Source organism: Streptococcus mitis (assembly GCF_946190115.1).
In the GTDB taxonomy this organism is placed as follows: domain Bacteria; phylum Bacillota; class Bacilli; order Lactobacillales; family Streptococcaceae; genus Streptococcus; species Streptococcus mitis_CO.
Genome location: NZ_CAMHZG010000015.1, coordinates 25,924 through 37,771 on the forward strand (window position 1 = coordinate 25,924; position 11,848 = coordinate 37,771).

Annotated in this window: 11 protein-coding genes and 1 riboswitch; of the genes, 3 read left to right on the plus strand and 8 right to left on the minus strand. The window is 38.4% G+C overall.

Annotated features, from left to right (window positions below; genetic code table 11):
* The first annotated feature begins 104 nt into the window (after nucleotides 1-104).
* The 3 genes from N8L90_RS08045 to serS all read left to right on the plus strand — a co-directional run bounded on the left by N8L90_RS08045 (nucleotide 105) and on the right by serS (nucleotide 3,331).
* Nucleotides 105-1,469 (plus strand): aspartate kinase, encoded by a 1,365-nt coding sequence (locus N8L90_RS08045; protein ID WP_049538809.1) that lies wholly within the window; start codon nucleotides 105-107, stop codon nucleotides 1,467-1,469.
* Between the two features lie 2 nt (nucleotides 1,470-1,471).
* Nucleotides 1,472-1,843, plus strand: coding sequence for a DUF956 family protein (locus N8L90_RS08050; RefSeq protein WP_219967354.1), 372 nt, complete (start codon nucleotides 1,472-1,474; stop codon nucleotides 1,841-1,843).
* Nucleotides 1,844-2,056: 213 nt separating this feature from the next.
* Entirely contained in the window at nucleotides 2,057-3,331 is a 1,275-nt protein-coding gene (gene serS / locus N8L90_RS08055) for a serine--tRNA ligase (protein ID WP_261024985.1), read from the plus strand.
* A 24-nt stretch (nucleotides 3,332-3,355) separates the two neighbouring features.
* Here serS and N8L90_RS08060 read toward each other — a convergent pair whose 3' ends face one another.
* The 8 genes from N8L90_RS08060 to N8L90_RS08095 form a co-directional block, all read right to left on the minus strand.
* Nucleotides 3,356-4,255, minus strand: a complete 900-nt coding sequence (locus tag N8L90_RS08060) for a TDT family transporter (protein WP_261024986.1) — start codon at nucleotides 4,253-4,255, stop codon at nucleotides 3,356-3,358.
* Nucleotides 4,256-4,363: 108 nt separating this feature from the next.
* Nucleotides 4,364-4,912 (minus strand): carboxymuconolactone decarboxylase family protein, encoded by a 549-nt coding sequence (locus N8L90_RS08065; protein ID WP_261024993.1) that lies wholly within the window; start codon nucleotides 4,910-4,912, stop codon nucleotides 4,364-4,366.
* A gap of 133 nt (nucleotides 4,913-5,045) precedes the next feature.
* Nucleotides 5,046-6,368, minus strand: coding sequence for an alanine/glycine:cation symporter family protein (locus N8L90_RS08070; protein ID WP_049487020.1), 1,323 nt, complete (start codon nucleotides 6,366-6,368; stop codon nucleotides 5,046-5,048).
* 90 nt (nucleotides 6,369-6,458) lie between these two features.
* Nucleotides 6,459-6,547: riboswitch (glycine riboswitch) on the minus strand.
* 330 nt (nucleotides 6,548-6,877) lie between these two features.
* Nucleotides 6,878-7,093 (minus strand): hypothetical protein, encoded by a 216-nt coding sequence (locus N8L90_RS08075; protein ID WP_261024988.1) that lies wholly within the window; start codon nucleotides 7,091-7,093, stop codon nucleotides 6,878-6,880.
* A gap of 8 nt (nucleotides 7,094-7,101) precedes the next feature.
* Nucleotides 7,102-8,355 carry a restriction endonuclease gene (locus N8L90_RS08080; RefSeq protein WP_261024989.1) on the minus strand — a complete coding sequence of 418 codons (1,254 nt, stop codon included), beginning with the start codon at nucleotides 8,353-8,355 and terminating at the stop codon, nucleotides 7,102-7,104.
* On the minus strand, nucleotides 8,352-8,858 hold the full coding sequence (locus tag N8L90_RS08085) for a hypothetical protein (protein WP_261024990.1): 507 nt from the start codon (nucleotides 8,856-8,858) through the stop codon (nucleotides 8,352-8,354). The genes N8L90_RS08080 and N8L90_RS08085 overlap by 4 nt, the downstream gene beginning before the upstream one ends.
* Before the next feature lie 14 nt (nucleotides 8,859-8,872).
* On the minus strand, nucleotides 8,873-11,374 hold the full coding sequence (locus N8L90_RS08090) for a DNA cytosine methyltransferase (RefSeq protein ID WP_261024991.1): 2,502 nt from the start codon (nucleotides 11,372-11,374) through the stop codon (nucleotides 8,873-8,875).
* Nucleotides 11,374-11,583 carry a helix-turn-helix domain-containing protein gene (locus tag N8L90_RS08095; protein WP_049493008.1) on the minus strand — a complete coding sequence of 70 codons (210 nt, stop codon included), beginning with the start codon at nucleotides 11,581-11,583 and terminating at the stop codon, nucleotides 11,374-11,376. Before N8L90_RS08095 ends, N8L90_RS08090 begins: the two co-directional genes overlap by 1 nt.
* Nucleotides 11,584-11,848: the final 265 nt, after the last annotated feature.

Genomic DNA, 11,848 nt, shown 5'->3' on the forward strand with positions numbered 1-11,848 from the left:
GATAATACAGGCTCCCTTTAATGTAGAAAGCATCTTATTTTCTTCATTGAAAAAAGGCTTTCTTTCTGCTATAATCGTATAAAATACTTACTTTAGGAGTTCTTATGAAGGTTGTTAAATTTGGAGGTAGCTCTCTTGCCTCTGCTAGTCAATTAGAAAAAGTTTTAAACATCGTAAAAAGCGATTCAGAGCGTCGTTTTGTAGTCGTTTCTGCGCCTGGTAAACGCAATGCTGAAGATACTAAGGTTACGGATGCCTTGATTAAATACTATCGCGACTATGTTGCTGGTAACGATATTAGCAAGAGTCAAAACTGGATTATCGACCGCTATGCTGCTATGGTTAGTGAACTAGGTCTTAAACCAGCTGTGCTAGAAAAAATTTCAAAAAGCATTCGCGCCTTGGCCACTCTTCCTATTGAAGAAAATGAATTTCTCTACGATACTTTCCTAGCAGCGGGTGAAAATAACAATGCCAAATTGATTGCTGCCTACTTTAACCAAAATGGTATTGATGCACGCTATGTGCACCCTCGAGAAGCTGGTATTGTGGTCACAAGTGAACCTGGTCACGCTCGCATCATTCCATCAAGTTATGACAAGATTGAAGAATTGACAAATGCAAATGAAGTCCTTGTCATTCCTGGTTTCTTTGGAGTTACTAAGGAAAATCAAATCTGTACCTTCTCACGTGGAGGATCAGACATTACAGGTTCTATCATTGCTGCAGGTGTTAAGGCAGACCTCTATGAAAACTTTACAGACGTTGATGGTATCTTTGCAGCCCACCCAGGAATTATCCACCAACCACACTCGATTCCTGAGTTGACCTACCGTGAAATGCGCGAGTTGGCCTATGCAGGTTTCTCAGTTCTTCATGACGAAGCCCTTCTTCCTGCCTACCGTGGAAAAATCCCTCTCGTTATCAAGAATACCAACAACCCTGACCATCCAGGTACTCGTATCGTTCTAAAACATAGTAGTGATGAATTTCCAGTTGTGGGAATTGCTGGTGACTCAGGCTTTGTCAGCATCAACATGTCGAAATACCTCATGAACCGTGAGGTTGGATTTGGACGCAAGGTTCTTCAAATCCTTGAAGATCTTAACATCGGTTGGGAACATATGCCAACAGGTATCGACGATCTTTCAATCATCCTCCGTTCTCGCGAACTAACTCCTATCAAGGAAGAAGAAATCCTTCGTCAGTTGGTTCAAAAGGCTGAAGTAGACCATGCAGAAATCGAACACGACCTTTCTATCATTATGATTGTTGGAGAAAAGATGAAGAGCCATATCGGAGTAACTGCTACTGCAACACGTGCTCTATCTGAAAATAAGATCAACATCCAGATGATGTCTCAAGGTTCTAGTGAAGTATCTATTATGTTTGTTGTCCATAAGGACCAAGAGAAAGCAGCTATTAAAGCCCTTTACAATGCCTTTTTCGGTGAAAGTAAGGAAGACTAAGCATGGCTCAATCACTTAACAAAACAGTGCTCCTCAATACGACAGGCACCTCCTACCTCTCTATAGCTGGGAAAGTTGGGAAATTCCTTGTCGGAGATCAGGCTTTGGAATTTTACCCCGATGTCAATGTTGAACAATTTATCCAGATTCCTTGGAGCCATATCAATCATATTGGAGCCAATGTCACTGGTCGCAAAATCAGTCGCCACTTCGAAGTCTTTACAGACAGAGGAAAATTCCTCTTTGCTTCAAAAGACTCAGGTGCCATTCTTAAAATTGCTCGCGAAAAACTGGGGAATGATAAGGTCGTCAAACTTCCGACCCTGATTCAAACCATTAGTCAAAAATTTAAAAATCTATTTGCAAAAAAGTAGAAACTTTAGTATAATCATAGCAACGGATAAGTAGGTTATCTTCTTCTTTCAGAAAGTCTGCGGATGCTGCGAGCAGATAGGAGGGATAGGTGAAATTCTACCGTTAGTAACAATTACATACACAATCAAGTGCACACCTGTGAAGTTGGATGGAACCGTGGCCCTGCCACTCCAACGCTTTGTCAGGTGTGCTTTTTTCATAAAGGAGTTCTTATGTTAGATATCAAACGTATTCGTACAGATTTTGATGCTGTCGCAGAAAAATTAGCTACACGTGGTGTAGATGCTGCTGTCTTGAATGAGATGAAAGAAATCGATGCCAAACGTCGTGACATCTTGGTCAAGGTTGAAACTCTCAAAGCAGAACGTAACACAGTTTCTGCTGAGATTGCCCAAGCTAAGCGCAACAAGGAAAATGCAGATGACAAGATTGCCGCCATGCAAACTCTATCTGCTGAGGTCAAAGCCTTGGATGCTGAATTGGCAGAAATCGATGCTAAATTGACAGAATTTACCACTACTCTTCCAAACATCCCTGCTGACAGCGTTCCTGTTGGGGCTGACGAAGATGACAATGTGGAAGTTCGCCGTTGGGGTACTCCACGCGAGTTCGATTTCAAGCCAAAAGCTCACTGGGATCTTGGTGAAGATCTTGGTATCCTTGACTGGGAACGCGGTGGTAAGGTAACAGGCGCTCGTTTCCTCTTCTATAAAGGTCTCGGTGCTCGTTTGGAACGTGCTATCTACAACTTTATGTTGGATGAACATGGAAAAGAAGGCTATACAGAAGTCATCACGCCTTACATGGTTAACCATGACTCTATGTTTGGGACTGGTCAATATCCAAAATTCAAGGAAGATACTTTTGAACTCAGCGATAGCAATTACGTCCTTATTCCTACAGCTGAAGTTCCTCTGACAAACTACTACCGTGATGAAATCCTTGACGGTAAAGATCTGCCAATCTACTTCACTGCTATGAGTCCATCATTCCGTTCTGAGGCTGGTTCTGCTGGTCGAGATACTCGTGGCTTGATTCGTTTGCACCAATTCCACAAGGTTGAAATGGTTAAATTTGCCAAACCAGAAGAATCTTACGAAGAATTGGAAAAAATGACAGCCAACGCTGAAAACATTCTTCAAAAACTTAACCTTCCATACCGTGTCGTTGCTCTCTCTACTGGAGATATGGGCTTCTCAGCTGCTAAAACTTACGACTTGGAAGTGTGGATTCCAGCCCAAAATACTTACCGTGAAATCTCAAGCTGTTCAAACACAGAAGATTTCCAAGCCCGTCGTGCCCAAATCCGTTACCGTGATGAAGCAGATGGCAAGGTGAAATTGCTCCATACCTTGAACGGTTCTGGACTTGCAGTTGGACGTACAGTGGCTGCTATTCTTGAAAACTACCAAAATGCAGATGGTTCTGTGACCATCCCAGAAGCACTTCGTCCATACATGGGTGGAGCTGAAGTTATCAAACCATAAAAAATAAGGTTTAGCTATTTCTAGCTAGACCTTTTTTCGTAACCAATTCAGATAAGCGCCTAATACAAAGAATAAAATCATTAAGCAAATAGCAGTTTCAGCCACTACCAAATGATTCAAAAATGGAAGTTTCAAGATTCCCTGAGCCATCTTGAGCGAAGTAGCTGTGATAATGGTCGGGAAGGTGAGGGCTGAGAAGGCTGGTTGAAAACCTTGTTTTAAAATATTGGGCAGGCGAGTTAAAACAAAGAAAAAGAAGAATTGGGAAGCTAAGATCATGACGATTAAGACCCAAGTCGGTAGGCTGACTCCTCCAACTCGAACTAGGGAAGCCAAGAGTAGAGAGAAAGGAGCACAGTAGATTCCTTCTTGCCCAAGCAAGGCTAGTGGGAGCGGATGTTTCTTTAAATCACTATAAATAAGGGGATAGAGATAGAAGGTTAGGAGAAAACCAAAACTCAAGGTCGCATAGGCAATCTCGATAATGCCTACCAGAGGGTAGGTTAAGGCAGCCACTGCTATCCCCACATAAAGTACCGTCCAGCTTGGAGTAGCATTGACTCTCTTGCCTGGATAGGCAAATTTGATGGTAAAACCAGCAATTAAGGCCACATCCAAGAGAAATGAAAACCACCAGAGTCCTTGCGCAACCAAAGGAAGATGAGGGAAGACGCGAAAGACATAAGTCGATAAAATCATCCCAGCCATGGGAAAGGTCGCCATTCCTGACAAAAGAGGAGACTTGGTCAATTCTTGCTTAGTTTCCTTCCAATTAAAGAGATGAAGAATCAGAAAGAATATCCACAAAATCAAACCTGTCAGACTAAAAAGATGTGACAGAACCGGCAATGTATCTAAAATAAGATTTCCAGCTCCTGCCAAACCTAGCAAACAACCAGAAAATACCAAGGGGAGTTTTTTCATCCTAACCTCCAATAATCATGTTAGTTTCAGTATAGCATAAAAGCGCTTAAATGAGGGGATAAAAAACGAAGTCCGATTATTTCAGACTTCATTTTACTCAGATATGAATTAAGCATAAGGTTGCAATTCTGGATTAATTGGTGTATTGGCTAGATTGTTGGCATAGTTACAGAGGCTTGCTAGGCTGACACCAAGAACCACATCCAAGGCATTCTGTTGAGTGTAGCCAGCTTCTAGAAACTCAGCCAAGGCTTCATCTCCCACACGTCCCTTGGTATTGATAACCGCCAAGGTAAACTTAGCTAGGGTGTCCAATTTAGGATCTGTTTCAATTGGAGTACGATTGCGGAGGGCTTGCAGAAGGTCATCGTTCATCTGGATTTGTTTGATTGAAAAAGCTGTGTGACCTGCTACACAGAAGGCACAACCATTGGTCACAGCTGCCGTGATTTGCACCACTTCACGCTCAACAGGTGTCAGGCTATTGCGACGGTTGATAGCTCCGATAGTACGGTAAGCCTCTAAAGCAGTCGGTGCATTGGCCAAGAGACCGATTAGGTTGGGAATATAGCCATTGTTATCTTTTTCTACTGTTTCAAGAACTTCTTTCACTTCTGCTGGTGCTGATTCGACTGTATGAATTGTAAATGTTGTCATCATAAAACCTCTTTTCATGTTGTTGAAATCTAGTCTATCACAGATTCTATACCTTGTATAATATATATTTTAAATTACACTGATAGAAATTTTTTATGAAAGCAAAAAAAATCACACGAGCTGTGTGATTTCATTATTTGTCAAAATACTTTTTAGTTTCAGCAATAACGACCGGCGACAAGACTAAGAGGGCAATCAAGTTTGGCAGAGCCATCAAGGCATTGACAATATCTGCGATAATCCAAACCATATCCAACTCGATAAATCCTCCCAACAAAACCATGAGTACAAAAACCACACGGTAGAGCCAGATAAAACGAACCCCAAAGAGAAACTCGAAACAGCGTTCTCCATAGTAGTTCCAACCTAGAATCGTTGTAAAGGCAAAAAGTACAAGGAAGATGGTCAAAAGGGCAGGTCCAAAGTGTGAAAAGACTGTTGAGAAGGCTGACTGAGTCAGGGCAACCCCATTTAAGTCGCCACTCCAAACACCAGTCACCAAGATGGTTAAACCAGTCAAAGTACAGATAATGAGGGTGTCAATAAAGGTTCCTGTCATGGAAATCAAGCCTTGCTCTACCGGTTCATTTGTCTTAGCCGCAGCCGCTGCAATGGGAGCAGAACCCAGACCAGATTCGTTTGAGAACACACCACGCGCCACACCATTTTGGATAGCCATCCGAATGCTAGCACCGGCAAATCCACCTACCGCAGCAACAGGACTAAAAGCGGATGTCAAGATTAAAGCGATTGTGGCAGGAATCTTCCCAATATTAAAGAAAATAACTGTAAGAGTTCCCAAAATATAGATGATAGCCATAAAAGGAACAACGGTAGTTGAAACCTTAGAGATGGACTTGAGTCCACCAAAGACTGCAATCGCTACAAATACAGACAAAACAAGAGCCGTGATAGCTGGCGAAATAGTCGTCGTATTTTGGATAGATTCTGTAATCGAGTTGACTTGGGTAAAGGTCCCGATTCCCAGTAAAGCTACTAGCACACCTGCTAGGGCAAAGAAGATGGCAAGTGGTCGCCACTTTTCTCCCATCCCTAGAAGGATATAATGCATGGGACCTCCCGCTACTGCACCATGGTCATCCTTGGTACGGTATTTGATAGCCAAGAGTCCTTCCGCATACTTGGTAGCCATCCCAAAGAAAGCCGCCATCCACATCCAAAAGAGGGCTCCTGGTCCACCGACCTTGATAGCCGTCGCCACCCCGATAATATTTCCCGTACCAACTGTCGCTGCTAGTGCTGTACACAAGGCCGCAAAACTGGATACATCGCCATGCCCCTTGTCCTTAGTAAAAATAAGCTGGAAAGCCTTGGGCAGACGCAAAACCTGCAAAAGTCCTAGACGAGCAGTTAGGTAAATCCCTGTTCCGACCAATAAAATCAAAAGGGGTGGGCCCCAAGCAAAAGCATCGATTGATTTAAGCAATTCTAACATTTCCTTCTCCTATCTTTTCAACCCCAAAAGAAAGAGCACATGCAAGATACATGTACTCTGGAATGCTTAGATAAATGCTAAAAAGCGGTCTATCCTAGCTCTGTCCTTTTACCTGAGAGTTTGAGCAGTTGCCTGCCTTGCCCCTTCGGTGCCTTTACGGTCTCTCCAGAGTTCCGTCCATTTACAGTCATGGAAAATCAAACGATTCCCCACTTCTATTAAACTTCATTCGGTGTTGGTATTTAATTGATTCTTATTTTACAAAAAATGTTGGCTTTTGTCAATGTGTTTTGGGAAATTCTTATTTGACTCTGCAGAAGAAAGATTGGGCATTCCCATGTGCTTGGGGTGCTATTAATTAAATAAATCTGTTTCACTCTTATTCCACACGGTATAAGAATTGTTCTGGCTTATTATGTACTGGAAATGAAGCACGATAGATGATTCTATCTTTACTTATATCCGAAGCGTCTGATATTAATCCATCCATTGATGTCTCATCAGGTATTCTAATCTCTATGAGCTTTCCGAGGGGAATCTTGAGCGAGTTCTAATGCTTTTGGTTTTCCAAGCGCAAAATTTGCAATATCATCAAAGATATCTTCTGACCAGTCGTCAATTTTTTGATAAATTTCTCCGTCGTCATCTAAATCGAACGAAATATAAAAATAGTGCGTCTTATCATCCATATCTGATATAAAATACTCTGTATTACTTGCTACCATAATCCCCTTTAATAAATTGGTTTATTATCAATCACTAAATCAGTATACCTAGAGCAATCACTATAATGAATGTCTATTTTATCAACAATAGAGGCAAAATCTAAATCACTAACCGAGTCAAATTCATCTGTCTCCAAACCAGTATTTAAAACAAATCGATAATCATTAAAGTCATAAAAATCAGGTTCTGACGAAGATGTTAAATTCACCATAATTCGAGATGCTTTCGCTAATAAACAAATATACTGAAAATCCCTATCAATATAGATAGTTTGGTTGTTTGGATGAGCCATGATAAAGTGTTGATTCGGTGTAATCATGATAAGATTTTCCAAGTAATCAGCAATTTCAGGAAATTCTGATTGCGGAAAGATATGATGCGCTTGGGTTGCTTTAACTTGTTCTGTGACCTGATGAATTTCGGAAACACCATTACGCCATTTATCGTTAAATCGTCTAACTTGGCGTTTCGCCTTATCAACCACATATTTCGCAAGAGCCTTGGCTTGATGCTGCTCAGCAGTCAAACTATATTCTACTCTCGTTTCGCTTTTTTCTTTACCAGATAGTTCATCTCGCCAATTTACTCGGTTATACTGCAAATCACTTAGAGTGATTATATTTTTTGAAATCATCCCTCGAATAGTTCCCTGCTTCTTTAATTTGAAAGCCAGTGGGTTTAAGATTTTAGTGAAAATTCGTCCGCACTCTACATCACCATTTATAGGCGTATTATCAATAGTAAACTGAATAAAGGCGTCACGAAGTCGCTTGTAAGCATCCTTAGTCTGCTCTTCAAAAAATCTCTCAAATTCAGAGTAAAGTCCACTATCCGATAAGACTTTCTGGATATATAAGAAAAGGAAGTTTAAAGCATTAGTTGGTCGAAGCGCAATATACTCTAACAACTTAAAATTATTAACCTGATAAAAATAGCGAGTTCCTGCTTTTCGCACACTTAAAATATGGCTATATCCCAATAACTTAATCGGCTGACCAAAATATTTATCATATTCATTACTTGCCTTTTTGGACTCAGTGTCAGGTTTAGTGAAAATTTCTAAAACATTATCTCGAGTATAATCGTTGTGCCAAACATCAGAAACAGTAAATTCTTTAGTTGTATCTTCTCCAACATATTCTAAGATACAATCTGCAATAATTGAAAGTACGTCATAGGTACATTTTTGGTCTATCCATCGAGCATCATTAGTTTTTCTAATATCATAATCAAATTGTGATAAAAATTGTTCAATATTCATAGATTAAATCCCTCTTTAAATATCCTAATAAATCTATCAACCTTCAATCTCTTATTCAGTAGCAAATTTTCTAACTTTACACAGACGGTCTCTATCGACGGAGGTGAGACAAACTCACTATAACCACCTGTTTGTGAAACACTAAAATTATAATCCGAAATCAAGTGGTTAATAAATTCATTTGAATTAATCCTTGCTACTACTCCATGAGTAGGACGACCTGCTGAGCTGGCGACACTTAAAGATTGAGACAAATTTCTTAAGCTTGATTCATCTTCGAGATAATGAATGCGACATTCTCTGGCCCATGCACCATCAACATAATTACCTTCTATTCGTATTTCTATAGACCGATCATAATTAGAATAAGGCAAGCCATTATAACTTTGATAATGACGATTATTAGTCAAAAAACCTAATACATAAACATACTCTTCTAGTGTCGCAAAAGAAATCCCAGAAACTCCCCACCGTGGATTATTTGTTCTAAAATCAATTCTCATTTTAATTTCTCCTTTTATTTTTTTAAAGCTCCGAACCAATAGCTACTGGTTTTATCGATATTCAATGAGCGAGTCTGATAATTTCTGGCAATTTGATAAAATTCTCTATACTCATTTGTCGAAAAATATGACCGCTGTTGCTCTGTTAATGAAATATTTTTCTTAGGAATAAGAATTGCCAACGAGCCGTTTGTTACGACACCAGTTGGCTTTTTCATAACTCTTGGTTTATAGCTCATATTAGGTGTCAAATAAACCGAATCATCATTGATATATTTAAATGTAGCCATTTTGCTTACATTTTTTCGAGAAATATAAGCATCATAGTTTGGTATATCGATAATCTTTTTGGCATCATCACTAATATTTCGAGATTTCAAAACTCGAATATCATCATTATCATTTGGCTGAAACTCAGAATTTGAATTTGTGATTTGCCTATCTCTAAAAACATCAAAAATTCCAAAATTCATCTTAGAAAATACTTCGTCAAATTGAGCATTACGATAAATTACCCAGTATGGAAGGTCTTTTGAAAAAATATAGTTCTTACTCTGATGGTAGGTTATATTTCTAGTAAGAGATCTAACTTTTACACTATCAGCTTTATCTTTAATAGTCTTAATCGCTAAATTTATCGTCTCAACCAAAACACCTTTAAATCCCTTTTCTCCAAAATCTACAATGCCATAAACGTCGTATTCCTCTAAAAACAGTCGAGTTTTATAGTATTCAGGGGTGTTTAGTATATTCTTAGGCATAATCATAGAAATATAATCAGCAGAACGAACAGCTTTTTCAAGGAAGAATTCCGCAAGATTAGTTGCTTCATCATTGAAATTATTTTTTTTATAGGATGCAGATTCTTTAGCATTAAGTTTTGTAAAAGGAGGATTGCCGATAATTAAATCAACCTTATCGTGCTCAAAAGCCATATAGTCCGAATGAACATAGTTAATATGAACGTTTGATGGCGTATTATCATAAAGTAATTTTAACAATTCAAGCACATCCTTATCAACATCAACAATAGTCAAATTAATTTGTTTATCTGCATATTTGTGAAAGATAAAAGGTAAAAAATTACCTGAACCTACCGATGGTTCGATAATCGAAATGTTACTTTTTTCAAAATCAGGGAGGTCTTCTAAAATCTCTTGAATGATGAATTTATTAGTAAAGTAGGCTGAATTGTTTTGACGCTTAGAGTTAGCCAATTCAATAATTGAAGACAGTGTTGAGAGCGAGAATTTATTTCTACTTTTCAATACGAATGACTTTAAAACTTCAAAACTATCCAACCCCTTATCACTAATCAACTTTTTTACATCAGCTTCCGAAAGAGAAACTTTACTCAGAAAGTCATTTATCTTTTTAGCTATATTTTGAAAAATCACTGTAGGAACCGCTTCGCCTATACTTTGACGAATATTCATTTCTTCTTTTTTAGATAACTTCCGTTTCTCGTCATAAGTCAGACTATTTAGTTCCTCCAATTCCTTGTCAATCCATCTAAATTGGTCAGGAATTGTCATTAGTTTCATCAACTCTCTGATAGAAAATACACGGTCTTGAGTTGGGTGTACCGTATTTTGACTAGCCATTTGGTCGTTTCGAGTATGGATACAGGCAGCAACTTTATCGTAAACTTGGCGAGTATATTTATCTGAATTCTTGGACTGATTAATAACTAACTTTCCATCAACTATTTTGTGAGGTTTCTTAGTATCGTCCTCATTATCAAAAGCACTCTTCCCCTGCTCAACATCATGAATCCAAGAACGCATATGTTCAGGGTATGTCCTAAAACTATGGTAAAAATCCTGCTGACTATATTGTCCCCAATCTAATTCTTCCATATCACCAATAATATCGAATAGTGATTTTTCTTCTACATACTCTGGAAACAGCTCACTTGGGACAATTTGGTTAACTAATTGCTTATCAACACCAATCACCAATGTCCTTGGTCGTGAAGAGTTGGAACCGTAATTTTTAAAATTAAGGATGCGATGCTCGAAGATATAAGTCTCCCCTAACTCTTCAGCAATCATATCTCCAATTGCAATAACTTCTCCATTTTTCGAAAGACATCCTGTTTTCCAAAATGCTGCAACATTCTCAAAAATAAAAAATCTTGGTTTAATAGTCTTTACAATTTCAACGCTCTCATTTACGAGACTATTTCGATTGATTTCATCAGATTTCTTATTATGGTTCGCAACACTCATTCCCTGACAAGGAGGAGTAGCAACAACAACATCAACTCGGTCATTGCCCATTTTTTTCCATCTTTTAATTTCATTGTAAATTTTTTGTTTTATATCGTTTTCTTTGATATCACCAGAAATATAACCTGTCTCAAAATGGCATTTTTGATTATTTTTCTGAATAGCTAATCGACGCTCCACAATTTCATTGGTAGCAATACATTCAAAATTTTCTAACTTAAAGCCATAGCACCCAACTCCAGCAGATGAAAATAGGCTAATATAGGTTGGTTTATTTTTTATCATTATTTTTCCTCTCGTACAAACTCAACGACGTCTTCAATTTGACAATCTAACTCTTTACAAATTTTATCAACCATCCTCAAGCTAATAAACTTATTTTTTCCCATATTAGCAAGAGTAGCTGAATTCATTCCTGTTATATTTTTCAAATCAGTCTTTGTCATACTTTTATCTATCAGTAATTTCCAAAGTTTATTGTAGGTTATTGCCATAGTCTTAACATTTACTTTCTTAAAGGTTGTCTTTAATTAATTATAGCACACTACATAAGTATTTCCTAAAATAAAATTAAACAAAAAACTCTTGAATCTTTTGCTCAAGAAAGTTATCTCTCTGAGAGAATCAACTTAACTTGAAAGGAGATTTTTATGGAAAAAAAAAAAAGCTTGAGGAACCACATTGAACTGCACCCCAAAAGTTAGACAGAAAAAATCTAACTTTTGGGGTGTTTTTATTATGAAATTAACTTATGATGAT

What these genes read in the sequence shown, in the direction of transcription:
- N8L90_RS08045 (WP_049538809.1), top strand. Translation starts at nt 105, where the DNA reads ATGAAGGTTGTTAAATTTGGAGGTAGCTCTCTTGCCTCTGCTAGTCAA.
- N8L90_RS08050 (WP_219967354.1), top strand. Translation starts at nt 1,472, where the DNA reads ATGGCTCAATCACTTAACAAAACAGTGCTCCTCAATACGACAGGCACC.
- serS (WP_261024985.1), top strand. Translation starts at nt 2,057, where the DNA reads ATGTTAGATATCAAACGTATTCGTACAGATTTTGATGCTGTCGCAGAA.
- N8L90_RS08060 (WP_261024986.1), bottom strand. Translation starts at nt 4,255, where the DNA reads ATGAAAAAACTCCCCTTGGTATTTTCTGGTTGTTTGCTAGGTTTGGCA.
- N8L90_RS08065 (WP_261024993.1), bottom strand. Translation starts at nt 4,912, where the DNA reads ATGACAACATTTACAATTCATACAGTCGAATCAGCACCAGCAGAAGTG.
- N8L90_RS08070 (WP_049487020.1), bottom strand. Translation starts at nt 6,368, where the DNA reads ATGTTAGAATTGCTTAAATCAATCGATGCTTTTGCTTGGGGCCCACCC.
- N8L90_RS08075 (WP_261024988.1), bottom strand. Translation starts at nt 7,093, where the DNA reads ATGGTAGCAAGTAATACAGAGTATTTTATATCAGATATGGATGATAAG.
- N8L90_RS08080 (WP_261024989.1), bottom strand. Translation starts at nt 8,355, where the DNA reads ATGAATATTGAACAATTTTTATCACAATTTGATTATGATATTAGAAAA.
- N8L90_RS08085 (WP_261024990.1), bottom strand. Translation starts at nt 8,858, where the DNA reads ATGAGAATTGATTTTAGAACAAATAATCCACGGTGGGGAGTTTCTGGG.
- N8L90_RS08090 (WP_261024991.1), bottom strand. Translation starts at nt 11,374, where the DNA reads ATGATAAAAAATAAACCAACCTATATTAGCCTATTTTCATCTGCTGGA.
- N8L90_RS08095 (WP_049493008.1), bottom strand. Translation starts at nt 11,583, where the DNA reads ATGGCAATAACCTACAATAAACTTTGGAAATTACTGATAGATAAAAGT.